Raw genomic sequence first — 19633 nt, 5'->3', positions numbered from 1 at the left:
GCGTCTTGGTGAAGGCAGCGTGCTGTTGACCAGCGAAACTCTTTATCGACGCAAGATCGCGGCGGTTCGTGAGCATTTGCCGGCACTCAAGCATGTACTGCTGTATGACGCCGAGGGTGGGGATACGAACGCCGTTGAGGGCACCCTCAACGTGCATCGATTGCTGGCCGAAGCCGCTGACGATTTTGACATCGCCCGGACAACGGTCGACAGCCCCGCACTTTTACACTTCACCAGCGGGACGACCGGCACCCCCAAAGGCGTGTTGCATGTGCACGGCGCCGCGTTGACGCACCGGGCCACCGCCAAATACGCCCTGGATTTACACCCTGAAGATATTTACTGGTGCAGCGCCGATCCGGGCTGGGTCACGGGGACTTCATACGGGATTTTCGCGCCGTTGCTGATGGGGGTGACCAGCGTGGTCGAGGGCAACGAATTCGATGCCGAACGCTGGTACAGGATTCTCGAAGAGCAACAGGTGACGGTCTGGTACACGGCACCGACGGCCATTCGCCTCTTGATGAAAGCCGGTGACGCCTTGGCGCGCCGCCATCACTTTCCCTGTCTGCGGTTTATTGCCAGTGTCGGTGAGCCGCTCAATCCCGAGGCTGTCTGGTGGGGCAAAGAGGTGTTGGGGCTGCCGATCCACGACAACTGGTGGCAGACCGAAACCGGTGGAATCATGATCGCCAACACGGTCTCGATGGCCATTAAACCGGGCTCCATGGGCAAACCGTTGCCCGGTGTCGAGGCTGCCATCGTCGAGCGCAAGGCGGACGGTTCGCTGGTGTTTCTCGAGGCAAATGAAGTCGGTGAACTGGCTCTGAAACGACCGTGGCCCGCCATGTTCCGTACTTATCTGGGGCAAGAGGAGCGCTATCGACGGAGCTTCGTCGGTGAGTGGTACCTCAGTGGCGATCTGGTGCGTCGCGATGCCGACGGTTATTACTGGTTCGTTAGCCGCGGCGACGACGTCATCAAGTCGGCCGGGCACMTGATCGGCCCGTTCGAGGTGGAAAGCTCACTGATGGAACATCCGGCGGTGGCCGAGGCTGCCGTGATTGGCAAGCCCGATCCTCTGCTGGGTGAAACCGTGAAGGCGTTTGTTTCCCTCAAGAGCGGATTCACCGCCAGCCCGGCCCTGCACGATGAATTGCTGGGCCATGGACGCAAGCGTCTCGGTGCCGTGGTCGCGCCAAAGGAACTGGCGTTCATGCAGGCACTGCCGCACACCCGCAGCGGTAAGCTCATGCGACGTCTGCTCAAGGCCCGGGAGCTGGGTTTGCCGGAGGGCGATACTTCCAGCCTGGAGAATCCGTCATGAGCCTGCAATCGTTGCCCAAGGACTTTGCTCTCGACTTGCTGCGAGACATGGTGCGCATCCGTCGTCTTGAGGAGCGCGCCGGCGAGCTGTACGGGGAGGGCAAGATCCGTGGCTTCCTGCACCTGTACATCGGTGAAGAAGCGGTGGCGGTCGGCGCTTTGCATGCGCTGGCAGCCGACGATGCGGTGGTCGCGACGTATCGCGAACATGGCCATGCCCTGATCAAGGGAGTGCCCATGAACACCATCATGGCCGAGATGTACGGGCGCCAGGAAGGCTGCTCGCGAGGGCGTGGCGGTTCGATGCACTTGTTCGATGCCGGTACACGTTTCTTCGGCGGCAATGCCATCGTCGCCGGCGGCTTGCCACTTACTGTCGGCCTGGCGCTGGCCGAGCGTATGCAGGGTGGATCACGGCTCTCCACCTGCTTTTTCGGTGAAGGTGCCATGGCGGAAGGGGCGTTTCACGAGTCGATCAACCTGGCCGCCTTGTGGCAGTTGCCGATGCTGTTTTGCTGCGAGAACAACCTCTATGCCATGGGCACGGCTCTGGAGCGTTCGCAGTCGCAAACCGACCTGTGTGCCAAAGCTTCGGCGTACAAGGTCCAGACCCGGTCTGTCGATGGCATGGATGTGGTCGCGGTGTACGAAGCCACCCGTGAAGCGGTTGAACATATCCGGCAAGGGCGCGGGCCTTTTTTCCTGGAGTTTCGTACCTATCGGTTTCGCGCCCACTCGATGTTCGACCCGCAGCTGTATCGCGACAAGGCCGAGGTGGAGCAGTGGAAGACCCGCGGACCGATTCACACCTACAGTGCCCGGCTCAAGGCCGAAGGCCTGTTGGACGAACCCGGTTTTCTGGCGATCCTGGCCCAGGTGGACGCTGAAGTGGAGGCCGCCATCGCTTATGCCGAAAGCGCCAGCCTGGAACCGCTGGAGGATCTGTCTCGCGATGTCTACACGCCGAGGGCCGCACCATGAGCACTCGCATGACCTACCGCGATGCGTTGCGCGAGGCCCTGCGTGAAGCGTTGCAACGGGACCCTCGGGTGTTTCTGATGGGCGAAGATGTCGGCCGTTACGGTGGCAGCTATGCCGTCTCTTTGGGGCTGCTTGAAGCATTCGGCCCGGAACGCATTCGAGATGCGCCGTTGTCCGAATTGGGCTTCGTGGGGGCCGGTATCGGGGCGGCACTGGGGGGCATGCGACCGATTGTAGAAATCATGACTGTGAATTTCAGCCTGCTTGCCCTCGATCCTCTGATGAACACCGCTGCTGCCCTGCGGCATATGTCCGGCGGCCAATTCTCGGTTCCCCTGGTGGTGCGCATGGCGACGGGCGCGGGACGTCAGCTTGCGGCGCAACACTCTCACAGCCTCGAAGGCTGGTATGCGCATATTCCCGGGCTGAAAATTCTCGCCCCGGCGACCGTCGAGGATGCACGCGGCATGCTCTGGCCTGCGCTGCTGGATCCGGACCCGGTGCTGATTTTCGAACACGCCCAGCTCTACAACATGGAGGGTGATACTGGCGACTGGAAGGCTCTGGATATCAGTGCCGCAAAGGTCCGTCGAGTCGGCAAGGACCTGACCCTGATTGCGTATGGCGGCACCCTCGGCAAAGCCCTGACGGCGGCTGAGCAACTGGCCGGGGAGGGCATTGATTGTGAAGTCATCGACCTGCGGGTTCTGCGTCCTCTGGATGACAGCACAATCATGACCTCGGTCTGCAAAACCCGCCGCGCCCTCGTCGTCGATGAAGGCTGGCGCAGCGGCAGCCTGGCGGCGGAAATCATCACGCGGATCGTCGAGCAGGGCTTTTTCGAACTGGATGCACCGCCAGCGCGGGTGTGCAGCGCCGAAGTGCCGATACCTTATCCCCGGCATCTTGAAGAGGCCGCGTTGCCTCAAGTGTCGACGATCGTCGCCGCCGCGCACGAGCTGTGCGAGGGGAATGCAACGTGATGACAGGCATGTACTGCGTCCAGGTATCGGGCCAGGAGGGGCAACCATGATCGAATTCAAATTGCCGTCGCTGGGAGCCGATATGGATGAAGGCACGTTGCTGGAATGGAAAGTCCATCCCGGTGATGCGGTCAAGCGTGGTCAGGTGATTGCCGTCGTCGATACGGCCAAGGCGGCTATCGATGTGGAGTGCTGGCACGATGGCACGGTGTTGCAACTGCTGATCGATGTCGGCGCCAAAGTGCCTGTCGGTACCGCCATCGCGCAGTTGCTGGAACCGGGTGAAAGTCCGCAGAGCGTGCGACGGACAGCAACGCCCGCGCCTGTGCCGCGTGAGGTGGAAAACCTTTCTGCGCAGCGGCCGAAGATTTCCCCCGCAGCGCGCAAGCGCGCGGCCGAACTGGGGCTCGATGCCAGTCACTTGCAGGGCCATGGTCCACACGGCGTGGTGACCCTGGAAGATGTCGAAGCAGCCGCCCGTGTGGCGCCGGAACCCGACCGCAACCAGGCCATGCGTCACACGATCGCGGCGGCGATGAGTCGTTCGAAACGCGAGATTCCCCATTACTACCTGAGCGAAACCATTGCCCTGGATAAGGCCATGGCCTGGCTGCAGGCACACAACGCGCAAAGCCCATTGCCGGAGCGCCTGTTACCCGGTGTCTTGCTGCTCAAAGCGGTGGCGTTGGCCTTGCGCGACTATCCACAACTCAACGGTTCCTGGCAGGACAACGGCTTTAAACCGGCAGCCGATACAGACCTTGGCGTGGCAATCACCTTGCGCCAGGGCGGGCTGGTCGCCCCGGTCCTGCGGCATGTGGCCGACACATCCTTGACCGATCTGATGCGTGAGCTGTCCAGCCTGGTGGAGCGCGCCCGCAGCGGTTCTCTGCGCAGCTCCGAACTGGGTGGCGCCGGCATCACGGTCACCCAGCTCGGCGATCAGGGCGTAGACAGCGTACTGGGGGTGATCTACCCACCCCAGGTTGCCTTGGTCGGTTTCGGCCGTATCGGCGAGCGGCCCTGGGTCAAGGATGGCCAGTTGTGTGTGATGCCCACCGTCGTCAGCAGCTTGTCAGCCGATCATCGGGTCAGCGATGGTCACTACGGCGCACGCTTCCTGGGGGAAGTCCGTCGTTTGTTACAAACCCCAGAGAATTTGTGAGGGTGAGCCCATGGACCCGCTATCGGTACGCAATCAGGTGTTGAACGCGTTGAAGCGCATCGCTCCTGAAGTCGACCCCGAGCAATTACCCGGTGACCGCCCGCTACGCGAGGAGGTTGATCTGGACTCCATGGATTGGCTTCGCCTCATCGAGGCCCTGAATCGGAGCCTGGGGGTGGTCATTCCTGAAGTCGATTACCAACAGGTCGACACCCTGGACAAGCTCGTCGCGTATCTGATGCAAAAGGAAAAAACCGGCGGACAGGCGCCATCGATAGGTAGTCGATGACGCTGCCGGGCGGGTCAATACAGCAAGTTCTCCTGCCGTAGCCGCGCGAAGCGCGCAAGTGGCACCGCGTCGAGCGCTTGCGCCGCGTCAGGTGTCGCGCCATCGCGAATCGCCTGCCACACGCTTTGCGAGCCGATTGAATCACGGGTCGCCGCCAGGTCGAGTATGTGGGGATAGAGCGTGTGCAAGGTGGCGAGCAGGGTCAGCCCCAGGCTGGCTACAGGGCGTTGCGCAGGCGTTGAGAGGCGGGTGATGCTCACACCATGACAGAGCCGACCGTGCCAGTTTGATTCGGTGGGGACGAAGTCGACCGGCTCGAAATGCGCGCCGACGTCAAACGCATTCAGTGCGTTTGCGAGCCGGGTCGCGTCGATCCACGGCGCGCCGACCCACTCGAACGGATGCGGCGTGCCACGCCCCACACTCAGATTTGCGCCTTCGAGTAAACCGATATCCGGGTACAGGTCCAGCTGGGAGAGCGTGCGCAGGTTCGGTGAGAGCGGCACCCATCCCAACCCGGTGTCGGCAAAGGTCATCGCGCGCCGGTATCCCAGCATCGGCACAACGCGCAGATCCGCACCAATGTGCTTGTTGCGATTGAATAGACGCGCCAGCTCGCCGACGGTCATGCCGGGCTGCAGCGGTGCAGGGAAATAGCCGGTAAACGATTCACGGCGACTGTCCATCACCGGGCCGCCGAAACGTTGTGCGCCGAGCGGGTCGGGCCGGTCCAGCACGAACAGCGCAATGCCTTGCGCCGCAGCGGCTTCGAGTGCGTAGCCGAGTGTCGTCTCATAGGTGAAGAAGCGCACGCCGGCGTCCTGAATATCGAAGATCAGCGCATCCAGCCCTTTGAGCGAACCGGCCGGGAAGCGCTGGGTTGCGCCGTAGAGACTGTGCACGGTGAGGCCCGTCGCCGGGTCGCGGGTGTCGCCGACTCGTTCGTCCACGTCGATGTTCAGCCCATGCTCCGGTGAGAACAATGCCGCCAGCCTGACACCTGGCGCGTGGGCGAGGACGTCGACGGTACGTCGGCCTTTGGCGTCGAATCCGCTGCGATTGGTGATCAGGCCCACGCGCAGGCCGGCGAGCGGGGCAAACTGCTGTGCCTCAAGCACGTCAATGCCTGTCTGCACCGGGCCCGTCGAGGTGGGCAGGCGATCGGCGGCACGCAGCGCCGGCAACGCTGAGGGCAACAACCGGCCGATTTGCGCGCCGCTTGCAGGCGCCCCGCGACTGGCCATCAATGCGAGCAATTGCGCACGAAGCGGGCGCGCGTCACCGCTGTCATCGGGATACACCCGGTTGCTCAGGATGACGATGAATTGGCGTGTCATCAGATCAATCCACAGCCCCGTGCCGGTGTATCCGGTATGGCCGATGACGCCAATCGGCGGCAGACGATCATGGTTCGATACGAACGGTGCGGCCAGTTCCCAGCCGAGGCCGCGCCACGGCACGCTGTCGAGCGGCGAAGCGGCGCTCGCGAGGGCGGCGATGCTCGCCGGCCGCAGAATCTGCCGGCTGCCTGCGCGCCCCTGGTTCAGCACCATCTGCGCGAAACGCGCAAGGTCGTCCGCCGTGGAAAACAGCCCGGCGTTGCCGGAGACGCCGCCCATCCATTGCGCCGTCGGATCGTGTACGTGCCCCCGGAGCGTGCCGGCCTTGGTGGCGAGTGTCGGTGCGCTACGTATCGTTCGCAGGGTATCCGGCAGAAAAACCGTGTCGCGCATGCCCAGCGGCCCGAAGATGTGAGCCTGGCAATAGGCGTCGAGCGAGCTGTGGGTGATGCGTTCGACCAGCTCGCCGAGCACCACGAAATTCAGGTCACTGTAGATGACTTGGGCACCCGGCGCGTTGCGCAGCCGTTGCGCCGCGATGGCGCTCAACACACCTTTGCGGCCCGCACCGGGTGGCCGCCCAGGCAAATCTGGGCGCAGCCCGGACGTGTGTGCAAGCAGGTCACGCACCTTCACTGCCTCTTTGTCCTGCGCCCCAAAGGCCGGCCAATACCGGGCAACGGGGGCGTCCAGGTTGATGCGGCCCGTTTCGGCCAGTTGCAGGATGGCCGTGGTCGTCGCGATGACTTTGGTCAGCGATGCCAGATCGAACTCGGTGTCCAGCGTCATCGGCTCGCGGGGGGGCGTCGTCGTGCGTTGTCCAAAGGCCTGACGATAGAACACCTTTGTGGCGTCACCGATCAGGACAACAGCTCCCGGAACGCGTCCGGCGGCGATCTGGCCCTCGACGATCTGTGCGGCTTGCAGGCGCGTCGTCGCATCGAGATCGGCGGCGCATGCAATGTGCACCGCCATCGCCAGGCCAAGCAGCATCGCCCAGCGCTTCAGCGCTGTGGCAAATCGGCGGCCTCGTAGTGATTGCGTGGGTTCCATAACATCCATCCATCGGTGCCGGCTGCGTCGGCGGCGTGAACCTGCGCACTGATCGCGGCCGCGTCAAACGGGCGACGATCGAAGGCATAGTCACGAAAGGCCTGCAACCAGGGACGAAAGCGCACGCCCGGCAGGTGGGTGCGTTTCATCGCCTCCGTCAGGGTACGCCTGACAATCTGGCCGGGGTCGGCTGTCGGGTTGGTAAAGCCCGGCAGCCCCCATGTGAAGCCGGACGGGTACAACATTGGCGAAATGTAGTCGAGCTCCGCGCCCAGCAGTTCGATTTGCTGGCCGATCGCCGTATCGTCGAGGTTCCAGCAGACGTAGCCGAAGATGTCCGCGGAGACGAATACATTGTAGGKGGCGAGCCGTGCGCGTGCGGCTTGCAGAAAGCCGATGATCGCCGCGGTCCGGTTGGCGCGGTTATTGGGGAGAGCAAAGCGTAGCCCGCTCTTGTCGGGAAAACGCACATAGTCGAACTGGATCTCGTCGAAACCCATCTGCGCGGCCTCCTCGGCGACATCGAGATTGTGCTGCCAGACCTCGTGCGAAAACGGATCCATCCATTGCAGTTTTTCGAGATCCCGCCACGGCTGGCCGTCAGCGGTGTGCACGCTCCACTCTGGATGCGCACTGGCCAATGGATCGTCCTTGAACACCACGATGCGCGCGATCAGGTACGGGTGTTGCGCGCGCAGCTTGGCAAGCAATGCCGGCAAGTCGCGCATCTGAGGTGCCCGTGTGGTCAAGTGGGCCGTTGCGCCGATCGCCTCGCGCGCCGCACTGCGATAGGGCGTCAGGCCACGGTCACCCTTGACGTCGATCACCAATGCGTTGATCTCGGTGTTTTCAGCAAGGCTGACAGCGTTGTTGCGCAGGGTCGAACTGGTCACGCCGAACACCGACAGATAGACCGCTTTGGGGCGAAACGGGGTCAGTGCGAGCGTCACGGGCGTTTCGTCGCTCACTTTGGCCTCGGTGCGCAAATACCCTGGGGCGCGGGCGGCGACACTCTCGACCGCCTCGGCCGTCTCGAACCGCCCGTTTTCGTCGGTACGCATCACACCGGCAGAGGTCGTGATGATCGCGTCGGCAAGCGGTTTCTGCGTGCTCGAGTCGAGCACGACACCGGTGACAGCCAGTGCGCTTCGCCCGCTCAGCAGGGCCGTGACGACGAATAGCGCCGGGATCGCATAGCGCCTCAATGTGCGGATAACGGTCATCGCGGGTTCCCTGTTGTCGGCTGAGTGTCCGGTTCACCGAGCAATTGCGCGAACGCGTGTGCGCCGTAGGCATCACTCATCAGAAAGCGCGGCAGGGCGAGCAGTCGCGCGTGCCGGTCAGCCTTGCGCGCGTCTAGTGTGAAGGCCACTGCGTAACCCTCTTCGGAGGCGAGTGCGATCAACTCGTCGTCATAGATACCGAACGGCCACGCGAGCATGTCGACCTGCTGCGCACCGGTTTGCGACTCGATGCGTTGACGTGATTTTTGCAGTTGGGTTCGGACGAATTGCTGGAAATCCGCCGGCGTGCGGTGCCTGCGCTCGACGTTGAAATTGGGATGCCAGTACGTATGCGACTGGATGTCGAAGAGCCCGGTCTGTTTCAGGGTTCGCAACTGCTCCCAGGTCAGCGCATAGGACGCGTTGGAGATGGCCGATGGATAGATAAACAGGGTCACCGGAAAGCGTTCGCGCTGGATGACGGGCAGCAGTTTGTCGAAGACCGAACGATGCCCGTCGTCGACGGTGATCGCCACCGGCTTCGACGCTAATGTCGCATCGGGATTGCGCAGCCAGTCGACCACCTCGCGTAGCGACACAATGTGATAACCGCGCTCGCGCAGGACGCGCAACTGAGTTTCGAAGGTGCTCATGCGCACGGTCATCGAGTCGTCCGCCGTGTCCGAGAAACGGTGGTAAACGAGGATCGTGACGCCTGGCTCGACGCTCTGTGCGGCGTTCTGTGTGGCGTTCTGTGCGGCGCCGCCCGTGCTCCAGGCCAGTGCGCAGACGCCTATCAGCATGACGCGGATCAGCAGCCGGAACGCGACACTCTCACCGATACACGCCATGATTTTCCCGCACATGTCAGCGCTCCTGCGCGAGCCAGACGCTTGCAGTGTGTATTGAGCGTTCATCGTCTATCTGATGCAGATCAATTTCGCGCAATGTGGTCCGCTCCGAGGGGGCGAGTCGTCAGACAAAACGGGAGGCCGGTTGTGCCTTGATTTGATTTAGATCAACAGCAAGCCCTCGTGGGCGGATGACTTTATAAAGGATATGACACTCTTTTGAGGTATGCCCCTCATGAACATCAATAAGGCGATCTTGGGCCGTCGCTCGACACGGGAGTACACGACAGAAGCGGTTGATGAAGACATCATTCGTCGTTTGATCAGTGCCGCTGCGCAGGCGCCCAGCGCGATGAACCAACAACCGTGGACATTTACCGTCATACGCGACCAGAGCCTGCTGGATCGGGTCTCGCGCGAAGCGAAGGCTCACCTGTTGGCGACGATACCCCCCGAGGCCCAGCCCGAGCACTTCCATACGTTGCTCGATGATGAAAACTATCAAATCTTCTACCACGCGCCGGTACTCATCCTGATTTCGGGAACCGCGCCGGGTCAGTGGGTCGTCGAAGACTGCGCACTGGCTGCCGAGAACCTGATGCTCGCGGCCTACGCTGAAGGGCTGGGTAGTTGCTGGATCGGTTTTGCCCAGGGGTTTCTCGGTACTGCGCAAGGAAAGCATGCACTTGGCCTTCCCACCGAGTGGACGCCAGTGGCACCGATCATCGTGGGTCACCCGAAATCTGCCCCCGCGCCCGTGCCTCGGAATGAACCCGTGATCCGCTGGATTGGGTGACAGCACCGTGGATAACGATTGTTGGCCGCTCCTCTTACGGGGCAGCTCGACCGTTTATCCACTTGCCCGACGGTCTGCCTGTTTTCTGATGTGGATCAGATACGCCCCCAGGCCGACTCCTATTCTCGAATCAACCCACGGTATCGAGATGAACTGAAATGAACAGATCAAGCCTGATCGGCCAATGCATTTTGATGGCGGCAAGCGTGTTGCTGGTGCCCTCTACCAGCGTCTTCGCCAACCCGCCGACGTCTGCTGCGCAAGGTGGTATGTATCATCGTTTTCAGGATTTCGACTGGGTCAAATACACGCAACAAACCCTGGACGATCTCAAGGGCAAGCTCAATCTCAAGCCGGAGCAAATGGCTGCCTGGGACACATGGGCCACGGGGGTCATGGCGGACGCCAATCAGCATCAGGAAAAGGCCAAGGCCGAACGTGATGAAAGCGCGAGCACGAAGAGGGCGTCGACGGATGAAACGACCCCCGAAAGAATGGCCAGAGAGATAGAGCGTTTGCGCACACAAACCAAGTGGATGGAGGCGCATCTGGAGCGCATGGATGCTGCGCTGGTGCGTACCAAAACTTTCTACGGGGTATTGGATGCTGAGCAGAAAACCATTTTCGACCTGTTCTGGACGGTGGTGCATCACCGGCTCTACGGCAATGACCGTTGGCAGATGCCGATGCACATGTTCAGACCACGAATGATGGAAGGCGACCAGGACGAAAAAAGCAAACCGTAAGCGCTACTCACTGTTCGATTACGCATGTTGCGCCGTCATCGCGCGGCGCCATGCCGCCAGACTTCAATACAAAACTCCCTTTCGTAAGGGGGCACGTTGCATTCGACGATGTCAGTGGCGGCCACTTGCAGATGCACGCCGACGATATCGGCATGGATCGGCTGCTGGCAGACGTGCCGGTCGACCAATACGGCCGTGTAGACCCGACGAGCACCGAGTTGCGCCAGATACGCGCAGGTACGCAGGAGCGAATGGCCTTCAAACAGCACATCGTCGACAACGAGCAGGGTGGTGTTGGCAAGGTCCAGCTTGCCCAGCTGCGGGTTTTCGGTCAGTTCGGTGTGGGCATGCAGCACTTTGAGGTCATCGGCATAGCGCTTGACCTTCAAGGGGTAGAGCGGCAGTTCTGGCTGGCCGGTCATCTGTGACAGATGCTGTTGTAAACGCTGCGCCAGAGGTTCGCCGCGGCGCTGGATGCCAATCAGTGCCGTTTGAGTGGGCGGCAACAGCGCCGCGGCCTGGCGCGCCATTGCCTGCAACACCGAATCGAGTTCATCGCTGTCGTATAAGCGCAATCGCGGGCTCGCAAATAAGGTCGGCATGACAGTCTCCCATAGCGCGCCGCTGCGGGGCGGCGCTGTCCACTATTGGCAACGTAATCCATTGCGCCCCAGCCTGATTGATATTGATCAACAACGGCGAAATGAAATGCCCGGTCCCTTGCGCGGACAGGGTTGGCCTTGCGCGCGAGCTTGATAAAAATCAACGACAAGGAGACTCCAGCGGAGGATTTTTAATAAAAACTGATGCTTGATCCCGCAAGGACGTGGAGAGGTCAAGGCTGTGTGATACGAACCGACAGGTGTGCTCGCCTGGGGAGGTTTTCAAGTGATTTATAGTCCCTCAACGCAAACCCTCCTGCGTGACCGGGTTGATGCCGGTCGAAGGCTGGTGGAGCCGCTGCTCAAATACGCTCATCGACCCGATGTCATCGTTCTCGCCTTGCCCCGTGGCGGCGTGCCGGTGGCCTATGAAATTGCCACGGCCCTGGAGGTTCGCCTGGACCTGATGCTGGTCCGCAAGCTCGGGGTGCCATTCCATCAGGAGTTCGCCATGGGCGCGATTGCCAGTGGCGGTATCCAGATCGTCAATGACGATACGCTGCGGGCGAACCGCATCGATCAGCGCACGCTCGATAACGTGGTGGCACGGGAAACCCAGGAACTGTTGCGTCGCGAGCGCCTGTACCGGGGTTCGCGTGCCCCCGTGGCACTCAAGGATCAGGTGGTGATTCTGGTCGACGATGGCCTGGCGACCGGGGCCTCGATGATGGCGGCGGTCCAGGCGGCGCGCCTGCAAGCACCGTCGCGTATTGTCATCGCCGTGCCGGTGGCGCCACCGGAGACGGTAGAGGCGCTGTTTAGCGAAGTCGATGAGGTGATCTGCCCGCTCACCCCCGAGTGGCTGATGTCGATCGGCAATTGGTATTTGAATTTTTCCCAGACCTCGGACGAAGAAGTCATCGATCTTTTACATCGGGCCTGGCGCAGAGAGTCCGGCACGAGTGCTTCCGGTCAGGAGAACTCCGATGTTTGAGCTTCGCTATCGAAAGCTGGACCTGGGGAACGTGGAGCTGTCTGCCGACCTGCGTCTGCCGGTGCACGCTGGCGGCCTGGTGGTGTTCGTTCATGGCAGCGGCAGTGGTCGTTCAAGCCCGCGTAATCAACAGGTTGCGCTGTCGCTGGCTGAGCGGGGGTTGGGCACGTTGCTGTTCGATCTGCTCACGGAGCCAGAGCAATACCTGGACAACCAGACCSGGGAATTGCGTTTCAATATTGCGCTGCTGTCCAACCGACTGGTGAAGGTGATCGACTGGATTGGTCAGGACGCCGAACTGCAACCGCTACCGATCGGATTGTTCGGCGCAAGTACCGGTGCTGCGGCGGCACTGTTGGCAGCGGCCGAGCGGGCGGACGTGGTGCATGCGGTGGTGAGCCGGGGAGGGCGGACCGATCTGGCGGGTGAGGCGCTGTCCCGCGTGAAGGCGCCGACCTTGCAGATTGTCGGCGAGCGGGATCCGGTGGTGCTCAACCTCAATGTGCAAAGCAGTCGCGCCCTGCAGTGCGAGCAGCGCCTGGAAGTGGTGGCGGGCGCGACACATCTTTTTGAGGAAGCAGGAGCCCTCGAAGAAGTCGCCAGACTGGCCGGCGACTGGTTCGAGCAGTATTTGCGACGGTAGTCATCCCGCGCAGACGACCACCGTCCGATGCCTGTCATATGCCGAATGGAAAGGTTTCGTCTTCCGGTTCCAGCGCCTGGCTTTTTGGCAGGGGCAACGCGGTTACCGGTTGCGTCTGTTCAATCCAGACCATGGCGTCGAATTGTTCGGTCAACACTGACTCGAAGTAGTGGCTGCTGCGCTCGCTGGCGGGTCGATAGATCACACCGATGGCCCGTTCCAGCAGCGGTTTGGACAGGGCCCGGCGCAGCTCTTTTCGCTGTGGATCCCGCCAGTCGGTCAATGAAGCCGGGACGCCGGCCTCGAGGAACTTGCGCTCCCAACTGTCTGGCCGGGAGGGCCGGATGTCCTTGATGAGCATCTCGCAGTCCCAGTCGTCGGCCGCGGCCACCTGGCCACGGTCGGTGCTCATGCCGATCAGAACCACATCGCGCCCATAGGCATTGCGGCACAGTTGACCGATATTGAACTGACCTTTCCAGCCCATCTCGGTCGCGGCCGCATTGCCGATATGGGAGTTGTGCGCCCACACCACGGCCTTGGCTTGCGGACCGCGGTGTTCGAGCAACACACGTAACGTGTCGAACATGTGCCTGTCACGCAGGTTCCAGGAGGCCGTCGAACCTCGATAAATCGCTCGGTAATATTGTTCCGCCGCCAGGATGACCCGGGCGTTCTGGGTCGCATCGAAGAACGCTTCATCGTCCTTGATATCCCCGGCCAGTTGCTCGGCCAGCATGGCATTGAGCTGTTCGACCACCGCATGCTCGCAGGGCATTATGCCGTCGCGTTCGACGAAGTGGCCGTACAGCGCAGGATCATCCTGCCACGGGGTCAAACAGCCATAGCGACGCCGTGCTTCGTGTGCCAGTTGCGGGTCGACACGGTCCAGATAGCTCAGCACCTCATGGATGGAATTGCGCAAACTGTAAACGTCCAGACCGCGAAACTCGACGCGCTGTTCAGGTGCGTGTTGGTGGTTGTATTGATGCAGCCAATGGGTGAACGCTCTCACATCGGTGTTGCGCCACATCCAGGTCGGGAACCGGCTGAAAATGTGCCGCGTCCACGCCGAGCGCGCCAACCCTCTGACATAACGGTCTACATGGCCCGCGTCCGGCCAGTCTGCTTCAACGGCCACGATATTGAATCCGTGTTGCTCGATCAGCCGTTGGGTAATCGCCGCCCGGGTCCGATAGAAGTCACTGGTGCCATGGCTGGCTTCACCGATCATCACCACGCGGGCATCGGCGAAGCGGTCGAACATTTCGCCAAAGGCCGGTGAATTCAGTTCCGGCAGGGGTTCGGCGTATTGGCGCAAGAGCGGGACGATGGAGGCCTCGTCAATGTGGGTATGCGTGCCATACAGCTGGTTCAGCATGTTCTGGGAAGGTGTGTTCATGAACGTCATCCCCATAAGGGTGGATTGCCCGACGTGCGATGCGGCGCGGCATCACGTCGACTGTCAGGGCAGGGCTCGCACGGGGTTGTTTTCGATCCATTCGACGTCGCGGGCCTGTACCGCCTCTTCAATCATTCCTACGCCTGAATGCAGTCGAGCATTTGAGTTTTATCAATAGTCGGTGCACGAAGTGGCCGATGAGTGTTCGGTTGCTGTCTGACCTATATCAATGCCGGGAAGGCTGGATCGGTAATGCTGATTTCATGAAGCCTGTGCGATGGGAGTCATGCCATGAAGCACGCTGTCGCGCCTTTCCAGGCACCTTCGTCGGCCTTGCCGCCGCCGACCAGCGGCGGTCAGGTGGTCGACAACGATCATATCGCTGCGGTTTTTGATGAAATCGCTGACCTGCTGGACATCGAGGACGCCAATCCCTTCCGGATCCGGGCTTACCGCAATGCAGCACGGACCCTGAGGGCGCTGACCTTTGACGTGGCGAAAACCCTCGCTCGTGGCGAGCCGCTACCCAAACTGACCGGGATCGGGGTTGATCTTGCCGGCAAGATCAATGAAATCGTGACCACCGGTGATTGCTCGCTACGCCAACGCTTGCGTTCGACATTGCCACCCGGGCTGGTCGGGCTGCTTTCCATTGCCGGGTTGGGACCCAGGCGCGTTAAAAACCTTTATCACGACCTGGGTATCGAAACTGCGCAGCAGCTCTGTCTGGCCGCTCAACAGGGTCGCATTCGCCATTTGCCCGGCTTCGGTGAGCGGATGGAAGCGCGGCTGCTGAGTGCCGCGCAGAAGGGGATCGGAAAGGATCGTCGTTTGCCGTTGGCTTTGGTTGAGCCGATGGCGCGCAGACTGACCGAATACCTGCAGCAGATGCCGGGAGTCGAGCAAGCAACCACTGCCGGAAGCCTGCGACGCATGCGCGACACCGTCGGCGACATCGATATTCTGGTGGCGGCAGCGCCTTCGGTGGATGTCACCACGCAGTTCATCAGCCATCCGGACATTTCCACCGTACTGGTCAAGGGGCACACGCGTGCAAGCGTCATGCTGAACTCAGGCATGCAAGTGGATGTGCGTGTCGTCGAGCCGGCGGTGTATGGCGCTGCACTGGTGTATTTCACCGGTAGCAAGGCTCATAACATCGCGATTCGTCAGAGGGCTCAGAAGCTGGGGCTCAAGCTCAATGAATATGGCGTGTTCCGGGCCAAAAATCGCCTGGCCAGCACCACCGAGGTTTCGGTCTATCAGGCATTGGGCTTGCCGTGGATCACGCCGGAACTGCGCGAAGACCGTGGCGAAGTCGCTGCGGCATTGGCCGGCCATTTGCCTGGGCTGATTGAGTTGACCGACCTCAAAGGCGACCTTCATGCGCATACCCGCGCTTCGGATGGAGGCAACAGCCTGGAAGAGATGGCGCTGGCGGCCCGGGAGGCTGGGCTGGAATACCTGGCGATCACCGACCATTCACAGTCCCTCAGGGTGGCCCATGGGCTGGGAGTCGAGCAATTGTTGAAGCAAATCGACCAAATCGATGCGCTTAACAGCCGCTTGCAGGGCATGACGTTGCTCAAGGGTATCGAGGTGGACATTCTCGAAGACGGCCACCTGGACCTACCCGACGATATCCTGGGACGTCTGGATCTGGTGGTGGGCGCCGTCCACAGTCATTTCGGCCTGACGCTGCGTCAACAGACCCAACGCCTTCTCAGGGCCATGGACCATCGCTACTTCACCATCCTGGCCCACCCCTTGTGTCGCCTGATCAACGAACGCGACCCGCTGAACCTGGACCTGCCGGCAATCATCAAGGCTGCCGCTCAGCGTGGTTGCTGCCTGGAACTCAACGCGCAACCGCAACGCATGGATCTGTTCGACCTGCAGTGCCAGTACGCCAAGGATGAAGGTGTGCTGATCAGCGTCAATTCGGATGCACACCGCGCCGCTGATTTCGCCAACTTGCGTTATGGCGTCGCTCAGGCACGCCGAGGCTGGCTGGAAAAACATAACGTGATCAATACCCGCTCGCTGGCCGAGCTCAAGGCATTGGTTGGTCATTAAGAGCCCCACAACGTTCAGGAGATGAAGGGCGAGGTTGTCTGGTACCCATAAAAAAACCCTTGTCGGTTTCCCGACAAGGGGCAGGCCCGGGACTCAGTTGCCTTTGATCTGCACGACCTTGTCAGCCTTCAGGGCTTCAGGCTTTTTCGGCAACGAGATGCTCAGTACGCCTTTGCTGTAACTGGCTTCGATCTTCTCTGCATCCACCTCTTTGGGCAGGTTGAACATCCGTTCGAAGGAGCCATAGCTACGTTCGCTGAGATGGTAGCCTTTCTTTTTTTCTTCCTTCGTTTCTTGCTTTTCCCCTTTGATGATCAGGCTGCCATTGGACAGTTTGATCTCAATGTCTTTCTGATCCATGCCGGGAAGCTCGGCAGTGATTTCGAAGCTTTTATCTTTCTCGACGATGTCTACCGCAGGCATGCTCTGACCGATCAATTCCCGGTCCCACAAGGGGGCGACATCGAACAGTCCACGGTTGAACAGCGACAACCCCGAGCCAAGACTGAAGTCTTCGAACAGATGGTCGACCTGTTGCCGAAGCTTTTCGAAGGGGCGCATCAGATCAGTTGTCTTTGGGCGCTGAGCGGTTTTCGCTTCGGTATGAACGGGTACTTTCTTCACGGAGTTGCTCATTTTCTTTTCTCCTCTTGGCGAATAAGGTGAACCGAAACATTGGTTTTGCGGCCCACCACGACAAAACAAGAACATCCTCACAAGGCCAGTGTTCCGGACCACAACATCCAGCCGGCGATGGCTGCCGCCACCCAGATAATGATCAACAGTCCCGTCTCGGGGCCGTTGAGCGCTTGTCCCTGACGAGCCTTCAGGGTGCCCAGGTAAATCAACGAGCCGGGGGCGTAGAGCAAAGCACTGAGCAACATGTATTTAGGCCCGGCGGCATACAGCAACCACAGGCAATACAGCGTGGCGACCGAGGCAAGCGTCCAGGCGAGCAGGGCGCCACCGACTGAAATGATCAAACCGATGCTGATCAGCATCGCGCCCCACGGCCCGACAACTGCCTCAAGTACGCCCGCCATCGAAGGGTTTTTCAGGGTCGCCAGCTCCGGTTGTCCGAGAATGCCCAGCGACAACAGGGACACCGCAATCAGCAGCAACAAGGTAATGACGAAACCGATAACGGTGGCACGGCCGACATTGACGCGTTCTGCCGCTCGGGCGGAAAACACGTTGGCACCCTCGATCCCGATGAACACCCAGACGGTCACCAGCATGGTGCTTTTGACCTGATCCAGCGTGCTGCCCAGTGCGGGAGAGCCCCAGAAGTCGACCATGAAGGTTTTACGCTGGAAGGCCGCGATCACCAGCCCGATAAACAGCAGCAAGGGCACGACTTTGGCCAGTGTGGTCAGGGCGTTGGCTTTGGCCGCGGTGCGCATGCCCCGCAGGATCATCCAGTGCAATGACCAGAGCACCACGGACGCCCCGACAATCGCCGCTTTGTTGTTGCCTTCGCCAAACAGCGGGAAGAAAAAACTCAGCGCGGAAAACAGAATCACCATGTAACTGACGTTGCCGACCCAGGCGCTGATCCAATAGCCCCAGGCGGAGTTGAAGCCGAGGAACTCACCGCCCAACGCCCGGGCATAGGCAAACACGCCGTTGTCCAGGGTCGGCTGACGGCTGGACAAGGTTTGATAGACCAGTGCCAGCGACAGCATGCCGACGCCGGTGATCAGCCAGCCAATCAGGATGGCACCGGCACCCGCACTGGCGGCCATGTTTTGCGGCAGGCTGAAAATGCCGCTGCCGATCATCGAGCCGATCACCAGAGCCGTCAGCAGGCTCAGGGACAGGCGTTTAGGCTCCAGTTGTCGCCAACTGCCGGCCAGGGGTTGGGGGGCAGTCGGCGGGAGAATCGGTTGCGTGCCGTGCAGATGAGTCGCCATGTCAGGCCTCCACGAAACGAAAGAATAAGCGCTGACCGCAGATACGACGGTGTGAACGCTGACTCTAAATGTCTACGTGAACGGCCCCTGGCTGTTTGATTTAAATCAGAAAGAAAGCACACAGCGATTTTGTCCCGCAGCGGCCATTGCGCTAACGCCAGACGAGGCTTCAATTGATAGCGCGCAGCGAACATGCCGGGCATTCCAGACCTAAGCTCTACCCATGACGGCGATGAGCCGCAGGCATTTGTACAACGAGGGCTGCGCAGCGTTTCTTGAGGAACCCACATCGATGTTCAGTAAGTGGCTGGACCCGGTTTTATTGCTGCTCACCACCCTGACCCTGCTGGCCGGGGGCATTGCGCAGGTTGCTCACAAGTCTGACTGGGCCTCGATTTGCTGGGCCGCGGGCAGTCTGGTGATGGCCCTGGTGCTGCTCGTCGAGATTGTCAGGCGCCTGGCCCGGCGCGAGGCGGGTGTGGACCTGATCGCTCTGCTGTCGATTGCCGCCGCGTTGTTTTTTCAGCAGACGCTGGTGGCGGCGGTGATTGCCTTGATGCTGGCGTCGGGGCGCATCCTGGAGTTCTTCACCCAACAACGCGCCGAACGCGAACTGCGTGCGCTGGTCGACCGGGCGCCACGCGTTGCCTGGCTGCAGGAGAACGGCAATTTACGGCAGATTCCGGTCGAGCAGATCCAGCCGCATCAGACGCTGCTTGTGCGCCTGGGGGAAGTGGTACCGGTCGATGGCCGTTTACTCAGCCCCACGGCGATTCTCGACGAGTCGGCACTCACCGGCGAGTCATTGCCGGTCACCCGCCTGGAAGCAGAGCTAGTGCCCAGCGGGGTGACCAATGTCGGCGCGCCAATGCTGCTGGCCGCCACTCGAACCGCAGCGCAGAGCACCTACGCCGGGGTCGTGCGCCTGGCTGAAGCCGCACGGCGATCGCGCGCGCCTTTTGTGCGTTTGGCCGACCGTTACGCGTTGTTCTTCATACCGCTGACATTGCTGATTGCCGGCCTCGCCTGGTACCTGAGTGGCGACTCTTTGCGAGCGCTGGCGGTTATGGTGGTGGCCACGCCTTGCCCGTTGATCCTGGCCGTGCCGATTTCGATCATGTCAGGTATTTCCAGGGCAGCGCGGCGCGGGATCCTGATCAAGGACGGCGTCACCCTGGAAGCGCTGGCCGAGGTCAAGCAAGTGTTTCTCGACAAGACCGGCACGTTGACCAGCGGCCACGCCCGTTTGC

Annotated in this window: 17 protein-coding genes and 1 pseudogene; 11 read left to right on the top strand and 7 right to left on the bottom strand. The window is 61.1% G+C overall.

Annotated features, from left to right (window positions below):
• The 5 genes from AC1DLB_RS02940 to AC1DLB_RS02920 all read left to right on the top strand — a co-directional run.
• Nucleotides 1-1327, top strand: a 1327-nt coding sequence (locus tag AC1DLB_RS02940; protein WP_477784574.1) for an AMP-binding protein, incomplete at its 5' end; no start/stop codon positions are given.
• Nucleotides 1324-2307: a pyruvate dehydrogenase (acetyl-transferring) E1 component subunit alpha gene (pdhA, locus tag AC1DLB_RS02935; RefSeq protein WP_064616914.1), complete on the top strand. Its 984-nt coding sequence runs from the start codon at nucleotides 1324-1326 to the stop codon at nucleotides 2305-2307. The genes AC1DLB_RS02940 and pdhA, both read left to right, overlap by 4 nt.
• Nucleotides 2304-3290, top strand: a complete 987-nt coding sequence (locus AC1DLB_RS02930; protein ID WP_477744309.1) for an alpha-ketoacid dehydrogenase subunit beta — start codon at nucleotides 2304-2306, stop codon at nucleotides 3288-3290. The genes pdhA and AC1DLB_RS02930 overlap by 4 nt, the downstream gene beginning before the upstream one ends.
• Nucleotides 3291-3336: 46 nt before the next feature.
• Entirely contained in the window at nucleotides 3337-4455 is a 1119-nt protein-coding gene (locus AC1DLB_RS02925; protein ID WP_477745559.1) for a dihydrolipoamide acetyltransferase family protein, read from the top strand.
• A gap of 10 nt (nucleotides 4456-4465) precedes the next feature.
• Entirely contained in the window at nucleotides 4466-4744 is a 279-nt protein-coding gene (locus AC1DLB_RS02920; RefSeq protein WP_064616916.1) for an acyl carrier protein, read from the top strand.
• A 14-nt stretch (nucleotides 4745-4758) separates the two neighbouring features.
• Here AC1DLB_RS02920 and AC1DLB_RS02915 read toward each other — a convergent pair whose 3' ends face one another.
• From AC1DLB_RS02915 to AC1DLB_RS02905, 3 genes are read right to left on the bottom strand one after another with little or no spacing between them, the layout of a single operon-like run.
• On the bottom strand, nucleotides 4759-7137 hold the full coding sequence (locus AC1DLB_RS02915; RefSeq protein WP_477744307.1) for an exo-beta-N-acetylmuramidase NamZ domain-containing protein: 2379 nt from the start codon (nucleotides 7135-7137) through the stop codon (nucleotides 4759-4761).
• The gene (locus tag AC1DLB_RS02910) at nucleotides 7089-8360 is read right to left on the bottom strand and encodes a putative glycoside hydrolase (protein WP_477784573.1); all 1272 of its coding nucleotides are present in this window, start codon (nucleotides 8358-8360) and stop codon (nucleotides 7089-7091) included. Before AC1DLB_RS02910 ends, AC1DLB_RS02915 begins: the two co-directional genes overlap by 49 nt.
• On the bottom strand, nucleotides 8357-9226 hold the full coding sequence (locus AC1DLB_RS02905; RefSeq protein WP_477744305.1) for a polysaccharide deacetylase family protein: 870 nt from the start codon (nucleotides 9224-9226) through the stop codon (nucleotides 8357-8359). Before AC1DLB_RS02905 ends, AC1DLB_RS02910 begins: the two co-directional genes overlap by 4 nt.
• 220 nt (nucleotides 9227-9446) lie before the next feature.
• Here AC1DLB_RS02905 and AC1DLB_RS02900 point away from each other — a divergent pair, with 220 nt between their 5' ends.
• Both AC1DLB_RS02900 and AC1DLB_RS02895 read left to right on the top strand, forming a co-directional pair.
• Nucleotides 9447-10007 (top strand): nitroreductase family protein, encoded by a 561-nt coding sequence (locus AC1DLB_RS02900; protein ID WP_028939730.1) that lies wholly within the window; start codon nucleotides 9447-9449, stop codon nucleotides 10005-10007.
• A gap of 158 nt (nucleotides 10008-10165) precedes the next feature.
• Entirely contained in the window at nucleotides 10166-10753 is a 588-nt protein-coding gene (locus AC1DLB_RS02895; protein WP_477744304.1) for a Spy/CpxP family protein refolding chaperone, read from the top strand.
• A 35-nt stretch (nucleotides 10754-10788) separates the two neighbouring features.
• Here AC1DLB_RS02895 and AC1DLB_RS02890 read toward each other — a convergent pair whose 3' ends face one another.
• Nucleotides 10789-11355 carry a bifunctional pyr operon transcriptional regulator/uracil phosphoribosyltransferase PyrR gene (locus AC1DLB_RS02890; RefSeq protein WP_477744303.1) on the bottom strand — a complete coding sequence of 189 codons (567 nt, stop codon included), beginning with the start codon at nucleotides 11353-11355 and terminating at the stop codon, nucleotides 10789-10791.
• Between the two features lie 289 nt (nucleotides 11356-11644).
• Here AC1DLB_RS02890 and AC1DLB_RS02885 point away from each other — a divergent pair, with 289 nt between their 5' ends.
• Both AC1DLB_RS02885 and AC1DLB_RS02880 read left to right on the top strand, forming a co-directional pair.
• Nucleotides 11645-12349 carry a phosphoribosyltransferase gene (locus AC1DLB_RS02885; protein WP_477744353.1) on the top strand — a complete coding sequence of 235 codons (705 nt, stop codon included), beginning with the start codon at nucleotides 11645-11647 and terminating at the stop codon, nucleotides 12347-12349.
• Nucleotides 12342-12992 (top strand): dienelactone hydrolase family protein, encoded by a 651-nt coding sequence (locus AC1DLB_RS02880; RefSeq protein ID WP_477784572.1) that lies wholly within the window; start codon nucleotides 12342-12344, stop codon nucleotides 12990-12992. Before AC1DLB_RS02885 ends, AC1DLB_RS02880 begins: the two co-directional genes overlap by 8 nt.
• Before the next feature lie 34 nt (nucleotides 12993-13026).
• Here the strand turns inward: AC1DLB_RS02880 and AC1DLB_RS02875 are convergent, their stop codons facing one another.
• The gene (locus tag AC1DLB_RS02875; RefSeq protein ID WP_477744301.1) at nucleotides 13027-14394 is read right to left on the bottom strand and encodes an erythromycin esterase family protein; all 1368 of its coding nucleotides are present in this window, start codon (nucleotides 14392-14394) and stop codon (nucleotides 13027-13029) included.
• Between the two features lie 291 nt (nucleotides 14395-14685).
• On the opposite strand from AC1DLB_RS02875, the gene polX reads away from it, so the two are divergent.
• The gene (gene polX / locus AC1DLB_RS02870) at nucleotides 14686-16470 is read left to right on the top strand and encodes a DNA polymerase/3'-5' exonuclease PolX (protein ID WP_477744300.1); all 1785 of its coding nucleotides are present in this window, start codon (nucleotides 14686-14688) and stop codon (nucleotides 16468-16470) included.
• A 93-nt stretch (nucleotides 16471-16563) separates the two neighbouring features.
• Here polX and AC1DLB_RS02865 read toward each other — a convergent pair whose 3' ends face one another.
• Together AC1DLB_RS02865 and AC1DLB_RS02860 are read right to left on the bottom strand one after the other, a co-directional pair.
• The gene (locus AC1DLB_RS02865) at nucleotides 16564-17106 is read right to left on the bottom strand and encodes an Hsp20/alpha crystallin family protein (protein ID WP_477744299.1); all 543 of its coding nucleotides are present in this window, start codon (nucleotides 17104-17106) and stop codon (nucleotides 16564-16566) included.
• Between the two features lie 242 nt (nucleotides 17107-17348).
• Nucleotides 17349-18305: pseudogene (locus AC1DLB_RS02860) on the bottom strand (amino acid permease); the annotation flags it as partial.
• 370 nt (nucleotides 18306-18675) lie between these two features.
• Between AC1DLB_RS02860 and AC1DLB_RS02855 the strand changes: the two are divergent.
• A partial coding sequence (locus AC1DLB_RS02855; protein ID WP_477784571.1) for an HAD-IC family P-type ATPase occupies nucleotides 18676-19633 on the top strand: 958 nt, incomplete at its 3' end.

The organism is Pseudomonas sp. 05N434, assembly GCF_056396965.1.
This window is presented reverse-complemented; position numbering and strand designations above follow the sequence as displayed.

Bases quoted from the DNA above. Each gene is read 5' to 3' on its own strand.
- AC1DLB_RS02915 (WP_477744307.1), bottom strand. From the start codon at position 7,137: ATGGAACCCACGCAATCACTACGAGGCCGCCGATTTGCCACAGCGCTG.
- polX (WP_477744300.1), top strand. From the start codon at position 14,686: ATGAAGCACGCTGTCGCGCCTTTCCAGGCACCTTCGTCGGCCTTGCCG.
- AC1DLB_RS02905 (WP_477744305.1), bottom strand. From the start codon at position 9,226: ATGTGCGGGAAAATCATGGCGTGTATCGGTGAGAGTGTCGCGTTCCGG.
- AC1DLB_RS02865 (WP_477744299.1), bottom strand. From the start codon at position 17,106: ATGAGCAACTCCGTGAAGAAAGTACCCGTTCATACCGAAGCGAAAACC.
- AC1DLB_RS02930 (WP_477744309.1), top strand. From the start codon at position 2,304: ATGAGCACTCGCATGACCTACCGCGATGCGTTGCGCGAGGCCCTGCGT.
- AC1DLB_RS02890 (WP_477744303.1), bottom strand. From the start codon at position 11,355: ATGCCGACCTTATTTGCGAGCCCGCGATTGCGCTTATACGACAGCGAT.
- AC1DLB_RS02895 (WP_477744304.1), top strand. From the start codon at position 10,166: ATGAACAGATCAAGCCTGATCGGCCAATGCATTTTGATGGCGGCAAGC.
- AC1DLB_RS02875 (WP_477744301.1), bottom strand. From the start codon at position 14,394: ATGAACACACCTTCCCAGAACATGCTGAACCAGCTGTATGGCACGCAT.
- pdhA (WP_064616914.1), top strand. From the start codon at position 1,324: ATGAGCCTGCAATCGTTGCCCAAGGACTTTGCTCTCGACTTGCTGCGA.
- AC1DLB_RS02900 (WP_028939730.1), top strand. From the start codon at position 9,447: ATGAACATCAATAAGGCGATCTTGGGCCGTCGCTCGACACGGGAGTAC.
- AC1DLB_RS02925 (WP_477745559.1), top strand. From the start codon at position 3,337: ATGATCGAATTCAAATTGCCGTCGCTGGGAGCCGATATGGATGAAGGC.
- AC1DLB_RS02920 (WP_064616916.1), top strand. From the start codon at position 4,466: ATGGACCCGCTATCGGTACGCAATCAGGTGTTGAACGCGTTGAAGCGC.